Source organism: Sphingomonas canadensis, from assembly GCF_026013525.1.
In the GTDB taxonomy this organism is placed as follows: Bacteria; Pseudomonadota; Alphaproteobacteria; order Sphingomonadales; family Sphingomonadaceae; genus Sphingomonas; species Sphingomonas canadensis.
Genome location: NZ_JAPDRA010000001.1, coordinates 590,292 through 616,080 on the forward strand (window position 1 = coordinate 590,292; position 25,789 = coordinate 616,080).

At 69.8% G+C, this 25,789-nt stretch carries 23 protein-coding genes; 11 read left to right on the forward strand and 12 right to left on the reverse strand.

The window, feature by feature from the left end:
- Positions 1–3,306 (forward strand): error-prone DNA polymerase, encoded by a 3,306-nt coding sequence (locus OM513_RS02910; RefSeq protein WP_264943025.1) that lies wholly within the window; start codon positions 1–3, stop codon positions 3,304–3,306.
- Positions 3,307–3,327: 21 nt separating this feature from the next.
- Here the strand turns inward: OM513_RS02910 and OM513_RS02915 are convergent, their stop codons facing one another.
- Entirely contained in the window at positions 3,328–4,335 is a 1,008-nt protein-coding gene (locus OM513_RS02915) for a fumarylacetoacetate hydrolase family protein (protein WP_264942635.1), read from the reverse strand.
- A gap of 189 nt (positions 4,336–4,524) precedes the next feature.
- On the opposite strand from OM513_RS02915, the gene OM513_RS02920 reads away from it, so the two are divergent.
- Both OM513_RS02920 and OM513_RS02925 read left to right on the forward strand, forming a co-directional pair.
- Positions 4,525–5,814, forward strand: a complete 1,290-nt coding sequence (locus OM513_RS02920) for an adenylosuccinate synthase (RefSeq protein ID WP_264942636.1) — start codon at positions 4,525–4,527, stop codon at positions 5,812–5,814.
- A gap of 73 nt (positions 5,815–5,887) precedes the next feature.
- Positions 5,888–6,874: an amidohydrolase family protein gene (locus OM513_RS02925; RefSeq protein ID WP_264942637.1), complete on the forward strand. Its 987-nt coding sequence runs from the start codon at positions 5,888–5,890 to the stop codon at positions 6,872–6,874.
- Positions 6,875–6,909: 35 nt separating this feature from the next.
- Here the strand turns inward: OM513_RS02925 and OM513_RS02930 are convergent, their stop codons facing one another.
- The 9 genes from OM513_RS02930 to ligD form a co-directional block, all read right to left on the reverse strand.
- Entirely contained in the window at positions 6,910–7,038 is a 129-nt protein-coding gene (locus OM513_RS02930; protein ID WP_264942638.1) for a hypothetical protein, read from the reverse strand.
- A gap of 91 nt (positions 7,039–7,129) precedes the next feature.
- Positions 7,130–8,200 carry a chorismate synthase gene (gene aroC, locus OM513_RS02935; protein ID WP_264942639.1) on the reverse strand — a complete coding sequence of 357 codons (1,071 nt, stop codon included), beginning with the start codon at positions 8,198–8,200 and terminating at the stop codon, positions 7,130–7,132.
- Complete coding sequence (locus tag OM513_RS02940; protein WP_264942640.1) at positions 8,197–8,724, reverse strand: GNAT family N-acetyltransferase; 528 nt, start codon at positions 8,722–8,724, stop codon at positions 8,197–8,199. The genes aroC and OM513_RS02940 overlap by 4 nt, the downstream gene beginning before the upstream one ends.
- 10 nt (positions 8,725–8,734) lie before the next feature.
- Positions 8,735–9,538 (reverse strand): enoyl-ACP reductase FabI, encoded by an 804-nt coding sequence (fabI, locus tag OM513_RS02945; protein WP_319951593.1) that lies wholly within the window; start codon positions 9,536–9,538, stop codon positions 8,735–8,737.
- The gene (locus tag OM513_RS02950) at positions 9,535–10,488 is read right to left on the reverse strand and encodes a YihY/virulence factor BrkB family protein (protein ID WP_264942641.1); all 954 of its coding nucleotides are present in this window, start codon (positions 10,486–10,488) and stop codon (positions 9,535–9,537) included. The genes fabI and OM513_RS02950 overlap by 4 nt, the downstream gene beginning before the upstream one ends.
- A gap of 7 nt (positions 10,489–10,495) precedes the next feature.
- Entirely contained in the window at positions 10,496–11,449 is a 954-nt protein-coding gene (locus tag OM513_RS02955; protein WP_264942642.1) for a J domain-containing protein, read from the reverse strand.
- Positions 11,450–11,513: 64 nt separating this feature from the next.
- Entirely contained in the window at positions 11,514–12,404 is an 891-nt protein-coding gene (locus OM513_RS02960) for a transglutaminase family protein (protein WP_264943027.1), read from the reverse strand.
- A gap of 7 nt (positions 12,405–12,411) precedes the next feature.
- Entirely contained in the window at positions 12,412–14,895 is a 2,484-nt protein-coding gene (locus OM513_RS02965; RefSeq protein ID WP_264942643.1) for a circularly permuted type 2 ATP-grasp protein, read from the reverse strand.
- Between the two features lie 97 nt (positions 14,896–14,992).
- Positions 14,993–15,877, reverse strand: coding sequence for a non-homologous end-joining DNA ligase (gene ligD / locus OM513_RS02970; protein ID WP_380916234.1), 885 nt, complete (start codon positions 15,875–15,877; stop codon positions 14,993–14,995).
- A gap of 138 nt (positions 15,878–16,015) precedes the next feature.
- Here ligD and pdxH point away from each other — a divergent pair, with 138 nt between their 5' ends.
- The 3 genes from pdxH to OM513_RS02985 are packed head-to-tail and all read left to right on the forward strand — an operon-like array spanning position 16,016 to position 18,350.
- A complete protein-coding gene (gene pdxH / locus OM513_RS02975) occupies positions 16,016–16,597 on the forward strand; it encodes a pyridoxamine 5'-phosphate oxidase (protein WP_264942644.1) in 582 nt (193 codons plus the stop codon).
- A gap of 26 nt (positions 16,598–16,623) precedes the next feature.
- Entirely contained in the window at positions 16,624–17,538 is a 915-nt protein-coding gene (locus OM513_RS02980; RefSeq protein ID WP_264943028.1) for a cation diffusion facilitator family transporter, read from the forward strand.
- Positions 17,535–18,350, forward strand: a complete 816-nt coding sequence (locus OM513_RS02985; RefSeq protein ID WP_264942645.1) for a PhzF family phenazine biosynthesis protein — start codon at positions 17,535–17,537, stop codon at positions 18,348–18,350. Before OM513_RS02980 ends, OM513_RS02985 begins: the two co-directional genes overlap by 4 nt.
- A gap of 50 nt (positions 18,351–18,400) precedes the next feature.
- On the opposite strand, the gene mnmA is transcribed toward OM513_RS02985, so the two are convergent.
- Positions 18,401–19,519: a tRNA 2-thiouridine(34) synthase MnmA gene (gene mnmA, locus OM513_RS02990; RefSeq protein WP_264942646.1), complete on the reverse strand. Its 1,119-nt coding sequence runs from the start codon at positions 19,517–19,519 to the stop codon at positions 18,401–18,403.
- 176 nt (positions 19,520–19,695) lie between these two features.
- Between mnmA and OM513_RS02995 the strand changes: the two genes are divergently transcribed.
- The 3 genes from OM513_RS02995 (at position 19,696) to OM513_RS03005 (ending at position 20,733) form a co-directional block, all read left to right on the forward strand.
- Complete coding sequence (locus OM513_RS02995; protein WP_264942647.1) at positions 19,696–19,923, forward strand: hypothetical protein; 228 nt, start codon at positions 19,696–19,698, stop codon at positions 19,921–19,923.
- A 103-nt stretch (positions 19,924–20,026) separates the two neighbouring features.
- Positions 20,027–20,326 carry a CtrA inhibitor SciP gene (gene sciP, locus OM513_RS03000; RefSeq protein WP_264942648.1) on the forward strand — a complete coding sequence of 100 codons (300 nt, stop codon included), beginning with the start codon at positions 20,027–20,029 and terminating at the stop codon, positions 20,324–20,326.
- Positions 20,327–20,475: 149 nt separating this feature from the next.
- Positions 20,476–20,733, forward strand: coding sequence for a GlsB/YeaQ/YmgE family stress response membrane protein (locus OM513_RS03005; RefSeq protein ID WP_264943029.1), 258 nt, complete (start codon positions 20,476–20,478; stop codon positions 20,731–20,733).
- Positions 20,734–20,810: 77 nt separating this feature from the next.
- Here the strand turns inward: OM513_RS03005 and OM513_RS03010 are convergent, their stop codons facing one another.
- Entirely contained in the window at positions 20,811–21,083 is a 273-nt protein-coding gene (locus OM513_RS03010; RefSeq protein ID WP_264942649.1) for a GlsB/YeaQ/YmgE family stress response membrane protein, read from the reverse strand.
- A 236-nt stretch (positions 21,084–21,319) separates the two neighbouring features.
- Here OM513_RS03010 and OM513_RS03015 point away from each other — a divergent pair, with 236 nt between their 5' ends.
- Positions 21,320–22,516: an efflux RND transporter periplasmic adaptor subunit gene (locus tag OM513_RS03015; protein ID WP_264942650.1), complete on the forward strand. Its 1,197-nt coding sequence runs from the start codon at positions 21,320–21,322 to the stop codon at positions 22,514–22,516.
- 1 nt (position 22,517) lies between these two features.
- Positions 22,518–25,673, forward strand: coding sequence for an efflux RND transporter permease subunit (locus OM513_RS03020; RefSeq protein ID WP_264942651.1), 3,156 nt, complete (start codon positions 22,518–22,520; stop codon positions 25,671–25,673).
- The last annotated feature ends 116 nt before the right edge of the window (positions 25,674–25,789 follow it).

A 25,789-nucleotide genomic window follows, 5' to 3' on the forward strand; every position in this document is an offset into this window, starting at 1 on the left:
ATGGCGCCGGCGCCCTATGCCGAGCTTCAGGTCACGACGCATTACAGCTTCCTGCGCGGCGCATCCTCGCCGCAGGAGCTGTTCGAGGCGGCGGCGCTGCTCGGCCTGCCCGCGCTGGGCATCGCCGATCGCAACAGCGTGGGCGGCATCGTCCGCGCGCTGGTGGCCGCGGAGGCGACCGGGGTGCGGCTGGTGGCCGGATGCCGGCTCGATCTCGCCGACGGCGCCTCGCTGCTCGTCTGGCCGGAAGATCGCGCGGCCTGGGGACGGCTTACCCGGCTGCTTACGCTGGGCAAGGGACGCGCCGACGCGCAGAAGGGGGAGAAGGGCCGCTGCTTCCTCCATTGGGAGGATGTCGTTGCGCATGCCGCCGGGCTGGTCGGCGCGCTGGTGCCGGGGCTGGCGGACGAGGGCGATCCGCTCGCGCTGCGCTGGATGGCGGAAAGCTTTGGTGACCGTGGTCACCTTTGTCTGACGCACCATCGCCGCCCGGGGGACGCGCTGCGGCTCCACCGGTTGGCGCAGGCGGCGCGTGCGCACGGGCTGGCCCCGCTCGCCACCGGGGATATCCTGTATCACCATCCGGACCGGCGCATGCTGCAGGACGTGATGACGGCGATCCGCGAACGCTGCACGATCGACGCGCTCGGCTTTCGCCGCGAACGCCATGCCGATCGCCACCTGAAGCCCCCGCAGGAGATGGCGCGCCGCTTCCGCGACCATCCCGATGCGCTGGCGGCCAGCCTGGCGATCGCCGAGCGCTGCAGCTTCAGCCCGCGCGAGCTGAGCTACCAATATCCCGACGAGATCTTCATGAGCGGCCGCAGCCCGCAGAAGGCGCTGGAGCGGATGGCGTGGCAGGCGCTCAACCGCCGCTTCGGCAGCGCCCCGCCCGGCGCCTATCGCCGCCTGCTCTCGCGGGAACTCGCGCTGGTCGCCCGGCTCGGCTACGCGTCCTATTTCCTCACGGTGCTGGCGATCGTCGATTTCGCGCGCAGCCAGGAAATCCTCTGCCAGGGGCGCGGATCGGCGGCCAATTCGCTGATCTGCTTCCTGCTCGGCGTCACCTCGATCGATCCGGTGCGGCATCAGTTGCTGTTCGAACGCTTCGTGTCGGAGGAACGCGGCGAACCGCCCGATATCGACATCGATTTCGAGCATGAACGGCGCGAGGAGGTGATCCAGTGGATCTATGAGACCTGGGGCCATGATCACGCTGCGCTCACCGCGGTGGTCAGCCGCTATCGCGCGCGCGGGGCGCTGCGCGAGGTGGGCAAGGTGATGGGGCTGCCGGAGGACCTGACGGCAGCATTGTCGGGCCAGGTCTGGGGATCGTCGAACAGCGTCGACGATGGCCATGCCGATGCGCTCAACCTGGATCGCGCCGATCCGCGGCTGTCGCTCACGTTGCGGCTGGCGCGCGAGCTGGTGGGCACGCCGCGCCATTTGTCGCAGCATCCCGGCGGCTTCGTGCTGACGCGCGACCGGCTCGATTCGCTGGTGCCGATCGAGCCCGCCGCGATGATCGACCGGCGCGTGATCGAATGGGAAAAGCTGGATATCGAGGAACTGGGGATGATGAAGGTCGACATCCTCGGCCTGGGCATGCTCGGCTGCATGCGCCGCGCCTTCGCGCTGCTGGAAACGCACAAGGGGCTGCGCCTAACGCTCGCGTCGGATTCGTTGCAGCATGAGGATCCGCGCACCTTCGCGATGATCCGGCGGGCGGACACGCTGGGCACCTTCCAGATCGAAAGCCGCGCGCAGATGTCGATGCTGCCGCGGCTGAAGCCGGTAAGCTTCTACGATATCACCATCCAGGTCGCGATCGTCCGCCCCGGGCCGATCCAGGGCAACATGGTTCACCCCTATCTGAAGCGGCGGCAGAATCCGGCGCTGGTCGAATATCCCTCGCCCGCGCTGCGCCAGGTGCTGGAAAAGACGCTGGGCGTGCCGCTGTTCCAGGAGCAGGCCATGCAGGTGGCGATCATCGGCGCCGGCTTCACCCCCAGCGAGGCGGACCGGCTGCGCCGCGCCATGGCCGCCTTCAAGGCGACCGGCGATATCGGCGAATTCGGCCCCCGGCTGATCAAGGGCATGCGCGAACGCGGCATTTCCCAGCAATTCGCCGAGCGGCTGGTCGAGCAGATCAAGGGCTTCAGCAATTATGGCTTTCCCGAAAGCCACGCCGCCAGCTTCGCCAAGATCGCCTATGCCTCGTCCTGGATGAAGTGCCGCCATCCGGACGTCTTCTGCGCCGCGCTGCTCAACGCCCAGCCGATGGGATTCTATGCGCCCGCGCAGATTGTTCGGGATGCGCGCGAACATGGGGTGGAGGTGATGCCGGTGTGCGTCAACGGCAGCGAGTGGGACACGCGCATGCTGCCCCCCGGGCCGGCGCGGGCGCGGCACGCGGGCTTTTGCGGGGAGGATGCGGACTGGCGCGCGCTGCTGCCGCTGCGGCTGGGCATGCGCGCGGTGCAGGGGCTGGCGGAGGGCGATGCCGCGGCGATCCTGCTCGCGCGTGACCGGGGCGGGCCGTTCGCCTCGGTCGAGGCGCTGTGGCGCCGTTCGGGGGTGAAGCCCGCGGCGCTGGAGCGGCTGGCGCGGGCCGATGCCTTCCACGCGCTGGGGCTGGACCGGAGGCAGGCGCTGTGGGCGGTGAAGGCGCTGGGCGAAAAGCCGCTGCCGCTGCTCGCCGCCGCCGATGCGCGCGCCGGGCGGGTGGTGCCCGAAAGCGCTGAGCCCGCGGTCGCGCTGGCGCCGCTCACCGCCGGGCGCGAGGTGGTGGAGGATTATCGCGCGATCCAGCTATCGCTGCGCGATCATCCGCTGCGCTTCCTGCGCGAACGGCTCGCGGCGCGCGGCGTCCGCCGCTGCGGCGAGCTGAAAACGATGCGCGACGGCCAGCGGGTGGAGGTGGCCGGGCTGATCCTGGTCCGCCAGCGCCCCGGCAGCGCCAAGGGCGTGGTCTTCGTCACGCTGGAGGATGAGAGCGGCATCGCCAACGCCGTGCTGTGGCGCGACCGGTTCGAAACGCACCGCCGCACCGTGATGTCGGCGACGATGCTGGCGGTGCGCGGGCGGGTGCAGCGCGAAGGGCTGGTGATCCATGTCGTCGCCGATGCGGTGACCGATCTCACCGCGATGCTGCGCGAGGTAGGCGGGCTGGATCTGCCCGGCGCGGCGATGCCCGGCGACGGCGCCACCCATGGCGGCGAGATCGATCCGCGCGATCACATGCCCCCGCGCCGCAGCCTGAAGGCGCCCGGGCTGATTCCGGTGCGATCACGTGATTTCCATTGAGCGGGCGGGCGCGCCGCCCCGCTATCCCGCCGCCACCGTCTGTTCGATCGTGCCGAAGATTGTGTGGTGGCGATCGTCCTCCATCCAGATGCGCACGGTGTCGCCCGCCTTCAGGAACGGAGTCTCGGGCTTGCCGCGCAGGATCGTCTCGACGGTGCGCACCTCGGCCAGGCAGGAATAGCCCACGCCGCCCTCCGCGATCGGCTTGCCCGGGCCGCCGCCGGCATCGCGATTGGATACGGTGCCCGATCCGATGATCGTGCCGGCGCCCAGCTTCCGCGTCCTGGCCGCATGCGCGATCAGCGTGCCGAAATCGAATGTCATGTCCTCGCCCGCCTCGGCGCGGCCGAACGGCGCGCCGTTCAGGTCCACCATCAGCTTGCGGTGCAGCTTGCCGTCCTTCCACCAATCGCCCAGCGCTTCGGGCGTGACGAACACGGGGGAGAAGGCGCTGGCCGGTTTCGACTGGAAGAAGCCGAAGCCCTTGGCCAGCTCGGCCGGGATCAGGTTGCGCAGGCTGACGTCGTTGGTCAGCCCCACCAGCCGCACCGCCGCCAGCGCCTCCTCGCGGCTCGCGCCCAGCGGCACGTCGCCGGTGACGACGACTACCTCCGCCTCCAGGTCGCATCCCCAGGATTCGTCGGCCAGCGGGATGGGGTCGCGCGGGCCAAGGAAGCCGTCGCTGCCGCCCTGGTACATCAGCGGATCGTGCCAGAAGCTGTCGGGCAGCTCGGCGCTGCGCGCCTGCCGGACGAGCGCGACATGGTTCACATAGGCGGAGCCGTCCGCCCATTGGAACGCGCGGGGCAGCGGCGCGGCGGCCAGCCGCTCGTGGAAGCGCTCGCGCGGGATTGTCTCATGCTCCAGGTCGGTCGCCAGGTTGCGCAGGTCGCCTTCCACCCGGTCCCAGTCGTCGAGCGCGGCCTGCAGCGTCGGCGCGATCATCGCGGCGCTCGCGTACCAGGCGAGGTCGTTCGACACGACGGCGAGCTTCCCGTCTCGGCCGTGCTTCAGGCTGGCAAGTTTCATTTGATACTTTCTCCTCGCCTTTACCCTTAGCGCGTCGCGCGGCCTTGTCGAGCGCCCCCTTGACGTGCGGCGCCGCACGGGCCAATGCGCCGCCGCGCCCGGGCATGGCCCCGCGCACTGGAAAGCCCGGCCGCCGAGTCCTGTCGAAGGGCGGCCTGGGTCCGCCCCGGCAGGCGGAGACATGTATCCATGGCAAATGTCGCGGTGATCGGCGCCCAGTGGGGCGATGAGGGCAAGGGCAAGATCGTCGATTGGCTGGCGAGCCGGGCCGATGTGGTGGTGCGCTTCCAGGGTGGCCACAACGCGGGGCACACGCTGGTGGTGGGCGAGAATGTCTACAAGCTCTCGCTACTGCCCTCGGGCATCGTGCGCGGCACGCCCAGCGTGATCGGCAACGGCGTGGTGCTCGATCCCTGGGCGCTGAAGGCCGAGGTGGAGAAGCTGCGCGGCCAGGGCGTGGACGTGACCCCCGATACGCTGCAGATCGCCGACACCTGCCCGTTGATCCTGCCGCTGCACGGCGAGCTGGACGGTTTCCGCGAGGCGGCGAGCGGCGCGGGCAAGATCGGCACCACGCTGCGCGGCATCGGCCCCGCCTATGAAGACAAGGTGGGCCGCCGCGCGATCCGCGTGTGCGATCTTTCGCACCTCGACCAGATGGGGCCGCAGCTCGATCGGCTGCTGGCGCATCACGATGCGCTGCGCGCCGGCTTCGGCGTGCCGCCGATCGATCGCGCGGCTCTGGTGGAAAGGCTGAAGGAGATCGCGGACTTCGTGCTGCCCTTCGCCCGGCCCGTGTGGCGCGCGCTGAACGAGGCGCGCGAGCGCGGCCGCCGCATCCTGTTCGAAGGCGCGCAGGGCGTGCTGCTCGATATCGATCACGGCACCTATCCCTTCGTCACCTCGTCGAACACGGTGGCGGGCACGGCGGCTTCGGGATCGGGGCTGGGGCCGGGCGCGGTCGGCTTCGTGCTGGGGATCGCCAAGGCCTATACGACGCGCGTCGGATCCGGCCCCTTCCCGACCGAGCAGGAGAATGACGTCGGCGAACGGCTGGGCACGCGCGGGCGCGAGTTCGGCACGGTTACCGGGCGCAAACGGCGCTGCGGCTGGTTCGATGCGGTGCTGGTGCGCCAGACGGTGGCGGTATCGGGCATCACCGGCATCGCGCTGACCAAGCTCGACGTGCTCGACGGGTTCGACGAGGTGCGGATCTGCACCGGATACCGGCTGAACGGCCGCGAGCTGGACCATTTCCCCGCCAATATGTTCGATCAGGCGGCGGTCGAGCCGGTCTATGAGACGATGCCCGGCTGGCAGGAATCGACCGCGGGCGCGCGGAGCTGGGCCGACCTGCCGGCGCAGGCGATCAAATACATCCGCCGGGTGGAGGAGCTGATCCGCTGCCCCGTGGCGCTGGTTTCGACCAGCCCGGAGCGCGAGGACACGATCCTGGTCCGCGATCCCTTCGCGGATTGATCGCTAAACCGTTTCACCCCGGCCACCCGGTCGCTAAGCGTCGTTTTTGGGTGGCGACGAGGGGGGATTCGCGATGCGGCTTTGGGTGAAGTGGATTTGCGTGGTGGCGACGATGATGGCGGCGCCCGCCCTCGCAAAGGGATCGCCGCCTTACACCGGGCCAATCATCGACGTGCATGCCCATGTGGCACCCGCGGACGGCAATGGTCCGGCGCCCAACATGATCTGCCCGGGCGCCGCGGCCAACCTGCGCTATGACGGCACCCAGCCCTGGGGCGCAGTGTTCATGGGAATGTTGCAGCACCCGCGCTGCAAGACCCCGATCAAAGGGCCGGCGACCGACGCCGAAGTCCGCGACCAGACGATCGCGACACTGCGGCGTCGCAACGCCATCGCCGTCCTCAGCGGATCGCCGCAGGATGTCGCGGCGTGGATGAAGATGGCGCCGGGCCTGTTCCTTCCTGGCATCGACTTCGGCCTGCGCAGCAACACGGAAACGCCGGACGACATCGCCGCGATGCACGCCGCGGGCAGGCTTGCCGTGTTCGGCGAAGTGATGAACCAGTATCAGGGCGTACTGGCCGACGATGCGGCGTTCGAACCCTATTGGGCGATGGCGGAGGCGAACGACATTCCCGTTGGGTTGCACCTGGGTTTTGGCCCCCCGGGCGCGCCTGCGCTGATCCCGGCCTATCGCATCCAGAGCCCGCGACAGATCGAGCCCGTGCTGGCCCGCCACCCGAAGCTTCGCGTCTATCTGATGCATGCGGGCGCGCCCTTCATCGATGAATTGAAGGCGATGCTCTATGCGTATCCGCAGCTCTACGTGGATACCGCCGTCCTTCAGATGGCGATGACGCGAAAGGGCTATTACCGTTTCCTGGAGGATCTGATCGACGCGGGCTTCGAAGATCGGATCATGTTTGGGTCCGATCAGATGAACTGGCCCGGCCTCATCGACGAAGGGATCGACGCGATCAACAACGCCCCGTTCCTCTCGCTCGAGCAGAAGAAGGCCATCCTCTATGACAACGCAAAGCGCTTTCTGCGCTTGAAGTAGGGCTTTCGCCGCGACGGGGAGGGCACGGAGCCGGGTCAGGCGGCCGGGGACTCGTCCTCGGTGCCGTTCGCGATCCGCAGCATCGGCGCGGCCGTGGCCCTGTTTGCGTCGGCAGCCGTCGAGCCGCGGAGGACGACCAGACCGGCAAGAGTCTTGATTCGCATATTGGGTAAACACCGTGCGCCGCGCGTAACCAGGCCACCCATCGCATCATTCGACACCTGGTAGCCTGAGGCCCAGGTGGCCGCGCGCGTCTCAGCCGCACTGGGCGCGGTGGAGCAGCTTCTGGTCGGCGAGCACCAGCGCCACCATCGCCTCCACCACCGGGGCGCCGCGGATGCCGACGCAGGGATCGTGGCGGCCCCTGGTCATGATCTCGGCGGCGTCGCCCTCGCGGGTGATCGTTTCCACGGGCGTCAGGATCGAGCTGGTCGGCTTGAACGCAACGCGCAGCCGGATCGGCTGGCCGGTGGAAATGCCGCCCGCGATGCCCCCGGCATGGTTGGCCAGGAACCGCGGGCGCCCGTCGTTGCCGGGGCGCATCGCGTCGGCATTCTGCTCGCCGGGCAGCTCTGCCGCCGCGAAGCCGTCGCCGATCTCGACGCCCTTCACCGCGTTGATGCTCATGCACGCGGCGGCCAGTTCGCTGTCGAGCTTGGCGTAGAGCGGGGCGCCCCAGCCGGGCGGCACGCCTTCCGCCTCGCACGCGATCACGGCGCCCAGCGACGAGCCCGCCTTGCGCGCCGCGTCCACGATGCCCTCCCAGCGCGCGGCGGCGGCGGGATCGGGGCAGAAGAAGGGGTTGGCGTCGATCTGCGCCGCGTCGAAGTTCGCCGGATCGATCGAATCGCCGCCGATCGCCTCCACCCAGGCGCGGATGCGGACCTCGGGGATGGCCAGCCGTGCCACCGCGCCCGCCGCCACCCGCGCCGCCGTTTCGCGCGCCGAACTGCGCCCACCGCCGCGATAGTCGCGAAAGCCGTATTTGGCGTCATAGGCATAATCGGCGTGGCCGGGGCGATAGGCCTTGGCGACCTCCGAATAATCCTTCGAACGCTGGTCGACATTCTCGATCATCAGGCTGATCGGCGTGCCGGTGGTGCGGCCCTCGAACGTGCCCGAAAGGATGCGGACGCGATCGGGCTCCTGCCGCTGGGTGGTGAAGCGCGATGTGCCGGGGCGGCGCTTGTCGAGGAAGGGCTGGATATCCTCCTCGGTCAGCGCCAGTCCCGGCGGGCAGCCGTCCACGACCGCGCCCAGCGCAGGCCCATGGCTCTCGCCCCAGGTGGTGAAGCGGAAGACCCGCCCGAAGGTGTTGAAGCTCACGATACCCCGCCCAGCGCTGCAAACGCCGCGGCATGACGCGCCTCGCCGCGCACGCCGCACGGCATCGCCCCGTCCTGCAGCGGCAGCGCCATCAGATAGTCGCCGGCATAGGGCGAGGCAAATCCGCGCGCCAGCTCGGCCGAAAAGCCGAAGCGGCCGTAATAGGCCGGATCGCCCAGCACGAAGCAGAGCGTGGCGCCCGCATCGCGCAGATGGGCCAGCCCGGCCTGGATCAGTGCCTCCGCCACGCCCTGGCGCCGGTGCGCCGCGTCCACCGCGACGGGGGCGAGCGATACTGCCGCCATCGCCTTGCCGCCGATCTCCGCAGCCATGCGGCTGAACGCCACCATTCCGGCCAGCGCGCCGGTCTCCTCGTCGTCGGCAACCAGCGTGAGCACCATGTCGCCGTCGATGCAGAGCTGCTGCACCAGCCGTGCCTCGTCGTGCGCGGGGAAGGCGCGGCGCAGCAGCGCGTCGATCGCCGCCACGTCGCCGCCGGTCGCGGCGCGGATCGCGATGGTCATCGCCGGGGCGTCACGAAAGCGCGATGTCGGGCGCGTCCTCGGCCTTCATGCCGATCGCGTTGTAGCCGGCGTCGACATAGTGGATCTCGCCGGTGACGCCGCTCGCCAGGTCCGACAGCAGGTACAGCCCGGCGCCGCCCACATCCTCGATCGTCACGTTGCGCTTCAGCGGCGAATTGAGCTCGTTCCACTTCAGGATGTAGCGGAAATCGCCGATGCCGCTGGCCGCCAGCGTCTTGATCGGCCCGGCCGAGATGCAGTTCACGCGGATGTTGTCGCGGCCCAGATCGACGGCGAGATACTTCACGCTCGTCTCCAGCGCGGATTTGGCGACACCCATGACGTTATAATGGGGCACCACCTTCGCCGCGCCGTAATAGCTGAGCGTGAGCAGGCTGCCGCCGTTCGGCATCATCGCCTGCGCGCGCTTCGCCACCGCGGTGAAGCTGAACACCGAGATGTTCATCGTCATCAGGAAGTTTTCGAGGCTGGTGTCGTAATAGCGGCCGCGCAGCTCGTTCTTGTCGGAAAAGCCGATCGCGTGGACGACGAAGTCGATTGTTGGCCAGCGCTCCGCCAGCTTGGCGAAGGCGGTGTCGAGCGCCGCCATGTCGCCGACGTCGCAATCGATCAGGAAATCGCTGCCCAGCTCGGCCGCCAGCGGGCGCACGCGCCGCTCCAGCGCCTCGCCCTGATAGCTGAACGCCAGCTCGGCGCCCTGCTCGCGGAGCTGCTTCGCTATGCCCCACGCCAGCGATCGATCGTTTGCGAGCCCCATGATCAGCCCGCGCTTGCCCTGCATCAGTCCGGTCACGCCGCGTCTGCCTCCTTTTTGTCGCCCTCTAGCCCGTTCTCGGGGGATTCCGCCAGTGCGGCATTGAGTTCCGCGCCGATCACCACGCCCAGCCCGACGAAGAAGAAGAAGATCAGCGCGATCATCACCCCCGCCAGGCTGCCATAGGTAAGGTCATAGCTGCCCACCAGCCGCAGCGCGCTGGGCAGCAGCGCCGTTACCAGCATCCACCACAGCGTCACGAACGCCGCTCCGGGCCATTTGAGGCACCGGGCCTTGCGGTATTTGGCGGGGGTCAGCGAATAGAACAGGATGTACAGCGCGCCGAACAGCGCGAGCGGCGGCGCGATCCTGCCCAGCGCCAGCCATCCGTGCGCCTTCGCCGCTTCGGGCAGCATGCCGAGCAGGAACTGCTCGACCGTGGTGAGCACCACCTGGAAGCTGAACGCCATCATCGCCAGCATCACCGCGCCCACGATCATCCCGATCGCGCCCAGCCGGTATCGCCAGAAGGGGGTGTTCGACCGCACGCCATAGGCCTGGCGCAGGATGCCGCGGATCGTCTCGATGAAGCCCGCGGCGGTCCACAGCCCCACGATCGCGCCGAACCACAGAAGGTTGCCGGTGCGCGCCTGGAGCACGTCATAGACCGGCTGGCGCAGCACGGCGGCCACCTCCGGCGGCACGGTGCGCAGAAAGGCTTCCAGCGTGCGCAGCCCCTCGCCCGTGCGCCCCACCAGCCGGGTCAGCGCCGCGGCGACAATGAAGAAGGGGAACAAAGTGACCAGGCTGAGATAGGCGAGGTTGCCGGCATAGGTGAACCCGTCGGTATAGACGCCCACGGCCACGCGGCGGACGACGGTGAACACCCGTTCGCGCGGCGGCAGCGCGCCCAGCCGGCGCCGCGCCCGCCGGCCCGCGCCGCGGCGGCGCGCCTCGGGCGATTCGGGGGAGATGTCGCCGGCCGACATGCCCCCGCTACACGCCCATGCGCTCGCGCGGGTTCCCCTGCGTGCGGCCCGGCCATGCCTCCACAAAGGCGGCCAGATCGGCGTCCTCGGCGGGCAGGTCCACCATCAGCGTGACGAGCAGGTCGCCCCGGCCGCCGCCCTTGTGGTGGAAGCCGCGCCCTTTCAGCCGCATCACCTTGCCCGATGTCGCGCCGCGCGGGATGGTCATCATCACCGGCCCGTCGGGCGTGGGCACGCGCACCTGGCCGCCCAGCACCGCTTCCGCCAGCGTAACCGGCAGGTCCAGCCGCACGTCGTCGCCATCGCGGGTGAAGAAGCGGTGGGGCTGGATCTCCACGGTGACGATCGCGTCGCCCGCGCCGCCCGGCCCCTCCTCGCCCTTGCCCGCCAGCCGCATCTGCGTGCCCGTTTCCACGCCGGGGGGCAGCTTCAGGTCGATGGTCTTGCCGTCGCGCAGCGTCACGCGCTGGGGCGCCAGCGTGGCGGCATCGGTGAAGGACACGGCCAGGCGATAGGGCACGTTGGCCCCCTTGGCCGGAGGCCTGCGCCCGAACCCGCCGAAGCCGCTGGAAAAGCCCTCGCCGCCGCCGCCGCCGCCGCGCCGTGCGCCGCCGAACAATCCTTCGAAGATGTCGCTGAATCCGCCGGCCTCGCCGCCGAAATCGAACTGGCGGCCGCCGGGGTGGAATCCGCCCGGCCCGCCCGCGCCGGCCCCGCCGAAGCCGAAGGGCTGGGTCGGGTTGCCGTCGCCGTCGATCTCGCCGCGGTCGAATCGCGCGCGCTTGTCGGCGTCGGTAAGCAGGTCATAGGCCTGCGTCACCTTGGCGAACTGCTCCGCCTTCGCCGGATTGTCCTTGTTGCGATCCGGGTGCAGCTCCTTGGCGAGCTTGCGATAGGCCTTCTTGATATCGGCCTCGCCCGCGCCGCGAGGCACTCCGAGTGTTGCGTAAGGATCGGCCATTTCTTCCCCTATTCTCCGCGCGGTATTTCGGCGCGGGGGCGGCAAATCGCAAGGCCCCGGGCGTTCAGGCGGCCGCTTCCTCCAGCGGTTCGACGTCGACCGAAACGTCCATGTTCTGCGCGCCCGATCCCAGCACCACGCCGTCCACGGGAGCGATATCGGCATAGTCGCGGCCGATCGCGATCACCACATGATCGCTCGCCATCCAGATGCCGTTGGTGGGATCCAGCCCCACCCAGCCGCGTTCCGGCCCACACCACAGCAGCACCCAGGCATGGGTGGCGTCGGCGCCCACCAGCCGCGGCTGCCCCGGCGGCGGCAGTGTGCGCAGATAGCCGGAGGCATAGGCGGCGGGCAGCCCCGCGGCGCGCAGCCCGGTGATCATGATCTGCGCGAAATCCTGGCAGACGCCGCGCCGCTTCAGAAACGCCTCGCGCGGGGGCGTGTCGACCAGCGTGGCGGCGGGATCGAACGAGAACTCGCCCTGGATGCGCCGGGCCAGCGCGATTCCGGCCTCCAGCGCGCCGCGGCCCGGATCCAGATCGGCGGCACACCATTGGGCGATCTCGGCGTCGAGCGGGATCAGCGCGGAGGGGAAGAGATAGCTGGCCGGGCTGACGGCGGAGATATCGCGGCTGGCGCGCGCCAGCGCCGCGATTTCGCCCAGCGTCGGATCGCCGGGGGCGGGCACGGGCACCAGCCGGTCCACGCGCACACGCGCGCGGCTCTCGATCGTCAGCGTGCGCGCGGGCTTGTCCACCACCAGCCGCACGACATTGGCCAGCCCCGCCTCGGCGCGCGCGGGCGAGGTATGGCCGCCGGGCTCGATGCTCAGCGAATATTCCTCGACCGCCTGGCCCTCCCAGGCGATCGGCTTCAGCCGCAGGTTGCAGCGCGCGAACGCCACCGGCTGGGCATAGTCGAAACGGGTGACGTGGCGGATCGCGTAGAGCATGCGCGGCTCAGGCCAGAACCAGCCCGGCGGCGCGCAGCGGTTCGGCACCCTGCAGGAAATATCGCCGCGCCACGGCGTCCGAAAGCCGCCCCAGCCGCGCCTCGATGTCGAGCAGCGTCGCATCGCCCAGCTCGGCCGCGCGCGCGGTGGAGACGATCGCGGCCAGCAGCCGCGCCTCCTCCTGCTGCGGCTCGGCCAGCCCGTCGTCCGAAAGCACCGGCAGCCGCGCAAGATGATCGGCGATCGCCGCGACCTGATAGGCGATCGAACGCGGATTGCCCGGATCGAGCGTCACCAGATCGAGCACCGGCACGCGCGCGATCCCGGTCAGATAGCGCTGGCGATAGCTGATCTGGCTGTCCGCCAGATCGAGCAGCGTCGAAAGATCGTCCGCGGTCGCCTCCGCCCCGCCGAACGCGCGGATGAAGCGGATCGATGCCATCGCCCGCTCCACCCGGCGCCCCATGTCGTGGAAGCGCCAGGCGTCGGTGCGCGCCATATGCTCGGCGGAAAGGCCCGCCAGCGCCGAATAGCGCCGCTGCGCCGATCCCGCGCGATCGAGCAGGCTGCCCTTGCTGGGAAAGGGCGCGTCGAGCAGGCGGATCATGTCGGCCGACAGGCGCTCGCGCGAGATTTCGCCGATCAGCCGGGCCTGATCGTTGATCGCGCGGATCGAATACCAGCCGTCCTCGTCCTCCAGCGCGGTGCGGGCGAGCTGGGTCAGTTCGGCGCGCTTATGGGCGCGCGGGGCGGGCGCGGCGCCGGCTGCGACCACCAGATTGGCGAGCCGCCCCACCGTATCCTCGGCCAGCGCGGCGCCGGTATCGGCGCTGATCGAATTGCCCAGCAGCACGCGCACCACGCCCAGCAGCGCCTCGCCCCGCTCCAGATAGCGGCCCAGCCAGAACAGATTGTCGGCGACGCGGCTGGGCAGCGTTCCCGGGTTGCGGCGGAGCTGGGTGGTGTCATCCGACGCCAGCAGCGTCACCGGCGCCACCGGCTCCGGCCCGTGGATGCACACGTCGGCGGACCAGGTGCCCCCGCCCATCACGGCGGCGCGCGCGTCGGGATGCTCGCCGATCCGGGCGAAGCCGCCGGGCAGCACCGTCCATTCGCCGTCGGCGGCGCGCGCGGCGAACACGCGCAGGATGAACGGACGCGCCGTCAGCCCCTCGTCCGCGGCGACGGGCATGGTGGAAAGCCGCACCACCTCCTGCCCCACATAGTCCTGCGGCCGCCGTTCCATGTCCGCCAGCAGCGCCGCGCGCGCATCGCCGGTAACGGTGGCGCCCAGCGCTGCGCCCTGCGGCAGCCCCAACGGCGCGGCGCCGAAGGCGGGGGCGATCACCATCGAATCGAGGTTGGCGGCGACATGCGCGCGCTCGGCATCCTGGCCGCACCACCAGGTGGCGATGTTGGGCAGCTTCAGCGGCTCGCCCAGCAGCACCTCCGCCAGCCGCGGGAAGAAGGCGGCGAAGGCGGGCGCCTCCGGCAGCGCGGAACCCGGCGCGTTGGCGACGACGACATTGCCCTCCGCCATCGCGTCGACGATCCCCGCCACGCCGATCGCCGAATGCGAATCGAGCGCCAGCGGATCGAGCAGCCGCGGGTCGATCCGCCGCCAGATCGCGTCGACGCGCTTCAGCCCCGCGATGGTGCGGACGTAGAGCCGGTCGTCGAGCACGGCCAGGTCCGCGCCCTCCACCAGCAGGAAGCCCAGATAGCGCGCCAGATGCGCCTGCTCGGCATAGCTGGGGTTGAGCCGTCCGGGGGTGAGCAGCGCGATACGCGGCTCGGCGCGGCGGCACAGCGAGGCGAGCCCGTCGCGGAAGGCGGCGAAAAAGGGCGCATGGCGCTCGATATTCAACCGCCCCTGCAGCCCGCCCAGCATCCGCGCCATCGCCAGCCGGTTTTCCAGCGCATAGCCCGCGCCCGCCGGGGCATGGAGATGATCGGCCAGCACGCGCCATTCGCCGTTCGGCCCGCGGCAAAGATCGGCGGCGACGAACTCCAGATGGCGCCCGCCCGGCGGCGTCAGGCCCGACAGGGGGCGCAGGAAGAAGGGGCTGCCGGTCACCAGCGCGGCGGGGACATGGCCCTCATGGACCAGCCGCGCCTCGCCATAGAGGTCGGTGAGCAGCGTCTCCATCAGCCGTGCCCGCTGGGCCATCCCGGCGGCGATGCCGTCCCATTCGGCCTGGGCGATCATCAGCGGAATGGGGGACAGCGGCCAGCGGCGCTCCTCGCCCTCGCCGGCGATGCGGAAGCCGGTGCCGATGTCCTCCGCGTGGCGCTGGGCGCGCTCGCGGGCGAGATCGAGGCCGTCGCCCGAAAGCCCCGCCAGCTCCTCGAACACGGCGGTCCAGGCGGTGTCGCCGGGCGTGCGATCGGCCAGCACGTCGCTGGTTCGTCCGGGCGCGCAATAATCCGCGATCCACCGGCTGGCGATCGTGCCCGCATCGAACAATCCGGTCGCGGCGCGGCTTGCCACTGGCGTTTTCCTGTACCCCCGTTTCCGGGCGTGATGGGGCAATCCATGCTGCAAGGCAACAAGGATCGGCGCTTGATCGCAAGCGGTACCGGCCGGCTCAGGCGCCGGGGAGCGGCTGGCCGCCTTCGGCCCAGTCCGCCAGCGCCCGGCTGCCCGCGCGTTCCAGCAGCAGGGCCGTGTCGCGCACGGTGAATGCGTGGGCCGAATCCAGGCCGCGCAGTTCGTCCCACGTCACGGGTGCGGCCACCGGCGCGCCTTCGCGGGCACGCGCGGAATAGGGGAGTATCGCGGTGCTGCCGCGCTGGTTGCGCAGATAGTCGATGAAGATGCGTCCCTTGCGGCTGGCCTTCCTCGGGCTGGCGGTGAAGCGTTCGGGCCGCGCCCCGGCAAGCGCGCGGGAGAAGCGTTCGGCAAAGGCCCTGACCTCCGGCCACGCCGCATCCGGCCGCAGCGGCACCACCACATGCACGCCCTTGCCGCCCGTCAGCATCGGCCAGCTCGCAAGGCCGGTCGTTGCCAGTTCGCCGCGAACCTCCTCGGCCGCCTGCCTTGCCGCACCGAAGCCCAGCCCCTCATCGGGGTCCAGGTCGAACACCATCCGGTCCGGCTTCTCGATATCGCGCGCGAGGCTGCCCCAGCCGTGGAACTCGATCGTCCCCATCTGCACGCACGCCAGGACGCCCTCGGCGGTGTCGACATAGAGATAGGGCGCCACCGTCCCGTCCTTCTCGCGCACCGCGACATGGTGGACGTGCGGGCCGAATCCCCCGGTGTCGTGCTTCTGGAAGAAGCATTTCCGCGCCCGCCCCTGCGGGCAGCGCACCAGGCTGACCGGACGGTTCGCGAGCCAGCGCAGCAGCGCGGGGGCGAGCGCATGATAATAGTCCGCCAGCTCGCCCTTGGTGATCCCCGCCTCGGGATAGATCACGCGATCGCGGTGGCTGATCGCCACGCCGCCGGCGGGCGCCTGGGGAACGGGCATCGCTTCCTCCGCAAGGATATCCCGATCCTGCTCTCGCGCGCGCCGGCAGGGAAGGGCGCTTCGATGCGGCCGGGGGCGGGCCGATTCAAAGCATGAGCGGGGGAGACGTTCCCGCGCGTATCGGCTAATGGGCCGCGCATGTCCGACGATCCCTTTGCCCTGTTCGACGCCTGGTATGCCGAGGCGCGCGCTTCCGAGCCGAATGATTCCAACGCGATGGCGCTGGCGACCGTGGGCGCCGATGGCCAGCCTTCGGTGCGGATGGTGCTGCTGAAGGGACATGGGCCGGACGGCTTCGTCTTCTACACCAACCGTGAGAGCCGCAAGGCGGGGCAGCTTGCCGAATGCCCGCGCGTGGCGCTGCTGTTCCACTGGAAATCGCTGCGGCGGCAGATCCGCATCGAGGGGCCGGTGAGCCTGGCCAGCGATGCCGAATCGGACGCCTATTTCGCGTCGCGCGCGCGCGATTCGCAGCTTGGCGCCTGGGCTTCGGACCAGTCGCGCCCGCTCGACAGCCGCGAGACGTTCGAGGCGCGCTATCAGGAGGTCCGCGCGCGCTTCGAGGGCGGGCCGGTGCCGCGCCCGCCGCATTGGGGCGGATATCGCGTCACGCCCGAACGGATCGAATTCTGGCTGGATCGCGAATTCCGCCTGCATGAACGCCGCCAGTTCCTCCGCGCGCCCGGCGGCGGCTGGACGGAAGGCATGCTCTACCCGTGAGCGCACCGATCGCCCGCCGCGCGGCGATGGCCAGCGTCGCCGCGGCGTCGCTGCTGGGCGCGCTCAAGGCCTGGGCGGCGGTCGAGACCGGATCGGTGGCCGTGCTGGCCAGCCTGGCCGACAGCCTGCTCGATCTCGTCGCCTCGCTGGTGACGCTGGGCGGGGTCCATTGGGCGATGCAGCCGGCCGATGACGAGCACCGATTCGGCCATGGCAAGGCGGAGGCGCTGGCCGCGCTGTTCCAGGTCGCGGTGATCGCGATCTCGGCCACGGCGATCCTGGTCCGCGCGGTCCAGCGGCTGATGGAGGCGTCGCCCAGCCACGATCCCGAATATGGCATCGGCGTCTCGCTGGCGGCGATCCTCGTCACGCTGGCGCTGACCGCCTATCAGCGGCGCGCGATCCGGGCGACCGGATCGATCGCGATCGCCACCGATCGCATCCACTACAGCTCCGATCTGGCGCTCAATGCGTCGGTGATCCTGGCGCTGGTCCTCGACAACTACCTTGGCCTGCGCGGCGCCGATCCGCTGTTCGGCATCGTCATCGCGCTGTGGCTGATGCGCGGCGCCTGGCGCGCGTCGGAAACGGCGATCGACCAGCTCATGGACCGCGAATGGCCCGAGGAGCGCCGCCGCCGTCTGGTGGAGGTCGCCGCGCGCCATCCGGCCGCGCGCGGGCTGCACGATCTGCGCACGCGCACCAGCGGCAGCCACGATTTCGCGCAGTTCCACATCTGGATGGACCCCGCGATGACGGTCGCCGCCGCGCACGAGGAGGTTGAGGCGATCGAGGCGGACCTGCGTGCGGCGTTCCCCGGCGCCGAATTCCTGATCCACATCGATCCGGAGGGGCATGTCGACGATCCCGGCAATCCGCTCGTCGAATCCGACCTCATCCGCGACCTCCCCGCCAGTGCCGACAAGGACAGCCAGGCATGAAGCTTCCCTTTGCCCAGATCGACGCCTTCGCCAGCCGCCCCTTCACCGGCAATCAGGCGGCGGTAATGCCGCTGGAGGCATGGCTCGACGACGCGGTGCTTCAGGCGATCGCGGGGGAGAATAACGTCGCGGAGACGGCGTTCCTGGTGCGCGACGAAAGCGGCGAGGCCGATTGGGAGCTGCGCTGGTTCACGCCCATGGTGGAGGTGGCGCTGTGCGGCCACGCCACGCTGGCGAGCGGCCATTATCTGCTGGAGGCGGACCCGAGCAGCGACCTTGTCCGCTTCCGCACCCGCCGCGCGGGAATCCTGGAGGTGGCGCGCCATGGCGAGGGCTATCTGCTCGCGCTGCCCGCCTATGCCCCCGCGCCGCTGCCGCTGCCCGATGCGCTCGCCGCGCTGGGGCTGGACGGCGCGGTGGAGACGCTGCGCCATCCCGGCGGCTATCAGCTCATCGTGCTCGAAAGCGCCGCGCGGGTGCTGGCGCTGCGTCCCGATTTCCGCGCGCTGGCCGCGATGGGGGATACGCTCAACATCGTCACCGCGCCCGGCACCGACACCGATGTGATCAGCCGCGTCTTCGCCCCGGCGGCGGGGATCGACGAGGATCCGGTCACCGGATCGGCGCATTCGGTGCTGACGCCCTATTGGGCCAGGCGGCTGGGGCGGAACCATTTTTCGGCCTATCAGGCAAGCGCGCGGGGCGGGCATCTGGCCTGCGAGCTGGTCCCGGCCGAAGGCGGGGCGGAGGACGATCGCGTGATCCTGGGCGGCCGGTGCGTGACCGTGATCGAGGGCGAATTCCGGATCTGAGCCGGGCCTGTGTTGCTTGTTTCGGCAAAGCTGTAGCGGCTGGCGCCGCTTCAGGCTCCCTGGGCCGTCACCGGCTCCGCGCGCTCGGTCTCGGCGATCCAGCCGCCGCCCAGCACGCGATCGCCGGCGTAGAGCACCGCCGCCTGCCCCGGGGCCACGCCATATTCGGGGCTGTCGAACACCACCCGGCCGTGCTCCAGCCGCGCGGCGACCGGCTTGGCCAGGCTGCGCACCTTGGCGGTCACCGGGCCTTCGTGCCCCTCGCCGATCCAGTTCAGCCCCTCGATCCGCGCGGCGCGCACCGCCAGCGCGCGCTTCGGCCCCACCACCAGCCGGCGGGTCTCCGGCTCCAGCCGCAGCACATAGAGCGGTTCGGGGCTGCCGCCGATCTCGATCCCGCGGCGCTGGCCCACGGTGAAGTGGATCAGCCCGCGATGCTCGCCCAGCTTGCGCCCGGCCTCGTCGACGATGTCGCCGCCGGCCTCGGCCTCGGGCCGCAGCTTCTTGACGAGGCGCGCATAGTCGCCGTCCGGCACGAAGCAGATGTCCTGGCTGTCGGGCTTGCCGGCCACGCCCAGCCCCAGCTCGGCGGCCAGCGCCCGCACCTGGGGCTTGGGCATGCCGCCCAGCGGGAAGCGGAGGAAATCGAGCTGCGCGCGCGTGGTGGCGAACAGGAAATAGCTCTGGTCGCGCGCGGGATCGGCGGCGCGGTGCAGCTCGGCGCCGTGCGGCCCCGCCACCCGGCGCACATAATGGCCGGTCGCCAGGCAATCGGCGCCCAGATCGCGCGCCAGCCCAAGCAGATCGGTGAATTTCGGCCCCATGTTGCACTTCACACAGGGTATCGGCGTGCGCCCCGCCAGATATTCGTCGGCGAAATCGTCGATCACCTTCTCGCGAAAGCTCGATTCGTGATCGAATACATAATGCGCGATGCCCAGCCGGTCGCACACCGCGCGCGCGTCGCGGATGTCGCGGCCGGCGCAGCAGCTTCCCGCGCGGCCCACCGCCTCGCCATGATCATAGAGCTGGAGCGTGACCCCGATCGTCTCCGCCCCGGTGCGCGCGGCCAGCGCGGCCACCACCGAACTGTCGACGCCGCCGGACATGGCGACCACGATCCGCCGGGCCTCGGGCGGGCCGGAAAGCTGGAAATCACCGGGGGTCATCGCCGCCCACATAGGCGCAGCCGCGCCGCAGTTCCATGGCCTGCGTCCTGTTCCGGAACACTCTGGTTGCGAAACGATAACTCTGGTTAAGCTGCGGTTCCCACGGCCTTTACTGGCCCTTCAGCACTCTTCGCTAAAAACGGCATCGTCGGAGTTTTTGTCACGGATGCCGTTGAGTGGACCTGAGCTTTGCAAGACTGGAGCGCGACGTCGCCATCACCGCCATGCCCACGGAGCTGGCGGTGCTGCTGGTCGGCGTCGCGGCGCGCCAGGCGGCGAGCCCCACGGCGCGGGTGCAGGCCCGGCTGATGATCTCCACGCCGGCCGAAGCGCTGCTGGCGCCGCTCCATGGCGCCTTCCACCGCGCGACGGCGCTGGCCCTGGCGCGATGGAGGCGGGAGTGAAGCCGGCGTTTACCCTGCCGTTTTAGCCGATGTTCAAGCCGCGCGAATATTGTCCGTTTGTATTGAGAGAGGGGGCCCCCCGCCCCGATCCGAGGTTGAGTAGATGATCGAGAACCAGAAGATCCGTCCCGCAAAGGTTATCGGCCCGCTCGGCGAGCCGCTGACGCTCGACTCGCTGCCGCCGCCCGACACCACCCGCTGGGTGGTGCGCCGCAAGGCCGAGGTGGTGGCCGCCGTCAACGGCGGGCTGCTGACGATCGACGAGGTGTGCGACCGCTATGGCCTCACCGTCGAGGAGTTCGCCGGGTGGCAGCGCGCGATCGACCGTTCCGGCATGGCCGGGCTGCGCGTGACCCGCATCCAGCACTATCGCTCGCTGTACGAGCGCCAGCAGAAATACTGACGATCCCGGCGCCGCGCGTGCCCGCCGTGGCCGCGGGCGGCGGCGCCACCTCCCCGCATCTTCGGAACAAAGCGCCGCCGCCGCGCGTCTGAACCATCATGCCGCCCGCCAAAGCGCGGGCGAAACGGATGGAGGATCGCATGGATCTGGTGGCTCTTATCGTGTGGCTGGTGGTCGGCGGCGTGGTCGGCTGGCTGGCCAGCCTGGTGATGCGCACCGATGCGCAGCAGGGCATTCTTCTCAACATCGTCGTCGGCATCATCGGCGCGTTCATCGGCGGCTGGCTGTTCGGCCGTGCGGACATCAGCGACGGCGTGATCTCGGTGCCCTCGTTCCTGATCTCGCTGCTGGGCGCGATCATCCTGCTGGCGGTGGTGAACCTGGTCCGCCGCGGCGCGCTGCGATAAAGCGCGGCGGCGTCGCGCAAGCAAAAGGGGCGGCCCCGCGGGACCGCCCCTTTCTGATTCCGGCGGCGTGCGGCGCGTCAGCGTCGCTTGGCCATCACCACGCGGTAAAGCCCCAGCAGCACCACCGCGCCGATGGTCGAGGCGACGATGGTCTTGAACCAGCTCGGCTCCGCGATCCATTCCGCCAGGCCGATCAGCGGGATCACCACATAGGCCAGATAGGCGCCGGCGATGCCCAGGAGGATGGTGACGATCAGGCCGCCGGGATCCTTGCCGGGCATGATCAGCTTGCCAAGCGCGCCGGCGACCACACCGACGACCAGCCACCCCAAGATATTGTCCGGTAGCATCGACTTCCTCCTCTATCGGCCCGTCCCCGCAGGCCCGGGCCAAGGGTCGCGCCATGCGCCGGGCAATGCAACCCGAATCTTCGGCGGTCCGCCCATGCCGCGCTTGCGAAGCGGCCCGAAAAAGGGCATCTCCTTGGGCCGGTGGCGCGCAAAACGCACCGCTTGCCGGCGGTGATCTATTCATATAACACAGTGATGTGAGGCAACGGCTTTATGCCGGGCCGCGCAGTCGCACGATGAACGAAGAGGCGGGAATGTTCGGAGGAAGGGATCGGCTGGCTATCGAAGGGGATGTTCCGCGCCGCCGGCGTTGGCCCCTGATCATCGGCGCCCTCGTCGTGGTGGCGGCGCTGGCGATCGCCTTCGTGATGATGGGCGGCGGATCGGCCCCGGCCGAACAGAAGGGCAAGGCCGCGGCCAAGGGCGGCAACAACGGCCAGATTCCGACTGTCACCGTTGCCGTGCCCGGCCGTTCGCAGATCGGCAACGAGATTTCGGGCACCGGCAGCCTGGCGGCGCGGCGCGAGATGCCGGTCGGCGTGCCCGGCGAGGGCGGCATGGTGGTGCGCGTGCTGGTGGAGCCGGGCCAGTGGGTCGGCGCCGGCCAGGTGCTCGCCCTGATCGACCGTTCGGTGCAGACGCAGACCGCGGCCTCGCTGGAGGCGCAGGTGCGCGTCGCGCGGGCGGACGCCTCGCTCGCCCAGTCCGAGCTGGATCGCGCCAAGGCGCTGGTCGACCGCGGCTTCATCTCCAAGGCCGATCTGGAGCGCAAGACGGCGACCCGCGATCAGGCGCTGGCGCGCGTTCGCGTGGCCGAGGCGCAGCTCGCCGAGACGCGCGCGCGCAACCGCCGGCTCGATATCCGCGCGCCCGAGGCCGGGCTGGTGCTCACCCGCGGCGTGGAGCCGGGCCAGATCGTCAGCTCGGGCAGCGGCGTGCTGTTCCGCATGGCGAAGGGCGGCGAGATGGAGATGCGCGTCCAGTTGAGCGAGGCGGATCTGCAGCGCGTGCGCGTCGGCGCCAGCGTCCAGGTCCAGCCGGTCGGCTCCGACGCGGTGTTCACCGGCCAGGTGTGGCAGGTGTCGCCGGTGATCGACCAGCAGACGCGCCAGGGCGTCGCCCGCGTGGCGCTCGCCTATGATCCGGCGCTGCGCCCGGGCGGCTTCGCCTCGGCGCGGATCGTGGCCGGGGTGACCGAGGCGCCGCTGCTCCCGCAATCGGCGGTGCAGAGCGACGAGCGCGGCAACTTCGTCTATATCATCAACGCGAAGGACGAGGCCGAGCGCCGCCCGATCACCACCGGCGAGGTTTCGGACGCCGGCGTGGCGATCGTCAGCGGTCTTTCGGGCAACGAGCGAGTCGTGGTCACTGCGGGTGCCTTCCTGAATCCGGGGCAGAAGGTGATCCCGCAGCTACAGAAGAAGGCGCAATGAGATGAGCTTCCGCAACATCTCGGCATGGGCGATCCGCAACCCGGTTCCGCCGATCGTGCTGTTCCTGTTCCTGACGATCGCGGGGCTGCTCAGCTTCTCGCGGATGGACGTGAACAACAACCCGGATATCGACTTCCCGGTCGTCTGGGTCGCGATCTCCCAGCCGGGTGCTGCGCCCAGCGAGCTCGAAACCCAGATCACGCAGAAGGTCGAATCGGCCGTCCGCAGCCTCCAGGGCATCGACGAGATCAACTCGACGGTGACCGAGGGATCGAGCCAGACGGTCGTCCAGCTTGCGATCGGCACGCCGATCGATCGCGCGGTGGAGGACGTGCGCAGCGCGATCCAGCAGATCCGCTCCAACCTGCCCGACGGCATCCTGGAGCCGCAGATCGGCCGCGTCGATTCGGCCAGCCAGGACGACATCGCCAGCTTCACCGCGATCGCCACCGACATGACGGTGGAGGAGCTGAGCTGGTACATCGACAACACCGTCGCCAAGGATCTGCTGTCGATCTCCGGCATGGCAGCGGTGAGCCGCAACGGCGGCGTCAACCGCGAGATTCGCGTCCAGCTCGATCCCGCCAAGATCCAGTCCTATGGCCTCACCGCCAGCCAGGTGAACCAGCAGCTCCGCCAGGTGAACCTGAACGCGGCGGGCGGCCGTGCCGAGATTTCGGGCTTCGAACAGTCGGTGCGCGTGCTGGGCAACGCCAAGAACGCCTATGAGCTGGGCCAGACCCAGATCGCGCTGGGCGGCGGGCGCACGGTGCGGCTCGCGGATATCGCCACGGTGCGCGATTCCTATGCGGAGCTGCGCAGCGCCGCGCGCTTCAACGGCCATGCCGTGATCTCGTTCGACATCCAGCGCGCCAAGGGCGCGTCGGACGTCGCGATCTTCCACGAGGCAGAGGCCAAGCTGCAGAAGCTGCAGGAGAACAACCCCAAGGTCCGCTTCGAACTGCTGTCCAACTGGAGCAAATACGCCGAGGAGCAGTATCACAGCGCGATGGAGGCGATGATCGAGGGCGCGCTGCTCGCGGTCGTCGTGGTGCTGCTGTTCCTGCGCGACTGGCGCGCGACCTTCATTTCCGCGCTGGCGATCCCGCTCTCCGCGATCCCGGCGTTCTGGTTCATGGACCTGCTGGGCTTCACGCTGAACCAGATGACGCTGCTGGCGCTCAGCCTGGTGGCGGGCGTGCTGGTGGACGATGCGATCGTGGAGATCGAGAACATCGTCCGGCATATGCGAATGGGCAAATCGGCCTATCAGGCCGCGATCGACGCGGCGGACGAGATCGGCGTGGCCGTGCTCGCCACCACCATGTCGATCGTCGCGGTGTTCCTGCCGGTGGGCCTGATGCCGGGCGTTTCGGGCCAGTTCTTCAAGAACTTCGGCCTCACGGTCGTGGCGTCGGTGCTGATGAGCCTTGCCGTCGCGCGTCTGATCACGCCGATGATCGCGGCCTATTTCCTGAAGGCTAAGGGGCACGCCAGCCATGGCGAGGGCCGGCTGATGGACGGCTATATGGCGGTGCTGCGCTGGACGCTGAAGCATCGCTGGGTCGCGGTGGTGACCAGCATATTGGCCTTCGCGCTCACCGTGCTGCTGTTCATGTCGATCCCGATGACCTTCCAGCCGACGCAGGACGAGGACCAGGTCACCGCCACGATCGAGATGGTGCCCGGCACCACGCTGGAGCAGACCAACCGCGTCGTGGCGCAGGTGGCGGAGCGGCTGCGCAAGGAGCCCGACGTCGAGAATATCTATGAGCGCGCGTTCGTCGGCAACGGGCGCGTCACCGTGATGCTCAAGGACGATCGCAAGGAGACCAGCGATCAGTTCACCCGGCGCATCACGCCCGATCTGCTGAAGATTCCCGATGCCCGCGTCGGCTTCCGCGCCCAGGGCGGCTGGGGCTCCAGCGGCCGCGCGTTGACGATCACGCTGGGCGGCGAGGATCCCGCGCTGCTGACGCAGACCGCGCTGACGCTGGTGGACCAGATGTCGGGGCTGAAATCGCTGGTCGCGCCGCGCATCTCCGGCGATCTCAACCGGCCGGAGATCGTGATCCGGCCGCGGCTCGACCTGGCGGCCAATCTGGGCGTCACCACGGCCGCGCTCAGCAGTGCGATCCGCATCGCGACGCTGGGCGACATCGACCAGAACAGCGCGAAATTCTCGCTCTCCGATCGCCAGATCCCGATCCGGGTGGCGTTGCAGGAGGATGCGCGCGCGCGCCTCTCGACGATCCAGAACCTGCCGGTGCAGACCCAGGCGGGCGGCTCCGTCCCGCTCAGCGTGGTGGCGGACATCGGTTTCGGCACCGGCCCGACCAAGATCGAGCGGCTGAACCTTCAGCGCCGCATCGTGGTGGGCGCCGATCTGGCCGCCGATCCCAAGACGGGCAAGGCGGTCGTCTCCGGCGAGGCGATGAAGCAGATCCACGATCTGCCGGTGATGAAGAACCTGCCGGTGGGCGTCGGCGAGCTGACCGTCGGGCAGGCCAAGTGGCAGGCGGAGATGTTGAACAACTTCTTCATCGCGCTGGGCACGGGCATCTTCCTGGTCTTCGCGGTGCTGGTGCTGCTCTACCGTCGCTTCATGGCGCCGCTGGTCAACATGGGATCGCTGCTGCTGGCGCCGCTGGGCGGCCTGATCGCGCTGCTGATCGCGGGCTTCCCGCTGTCGCTGCCGGTGTTCATCGGCATCCTGATGCTGTTCGGCATCGTCGCGAAGAACTCGATCCTGCTGATCGACTTCGCGCTGGAGGAGATGAACAAGGGCGTCGAGAAGTTCACCGCGCTGGTCGATGCGGGGCACAAGCGCGCCCAGCCGATCGTGATGACCACGGTGGCGATGGTGGCGGGCATGGTGCCGACCGCCTTCTCGATGTCGGGCGATGCCTCGTGGCGGGCGCCGATGGGGCTCACCGTGATCGGCGGCCTGATCCTGTCGACGATGCTCACGCTGGTGCTGGTGCCCGCGATCTTCAGCCTGGCCATCGGGGTCGAGAACCGGCTGGGGCCGTGGCTGCGGCACCGCCTGCTCACCTATCGGCCCGAACATGCCGACGAAGGGCTGACGATCGAGCATCACGGCGGCGGATCGATCGGTTATCGCAAGGGCGAGGACGGGCCGCACCCGGCAGAGTGATGCGTTTTCGCTTCCCCTCCCGCTTGCGGGCGGGGCCGGGGGCGGGCATCCCTGCCGGGTGCAGCGTCCGCCCCTCCTTCCCACGCCCGAACCCCGCGACGGCGGGAGCAGAGCGC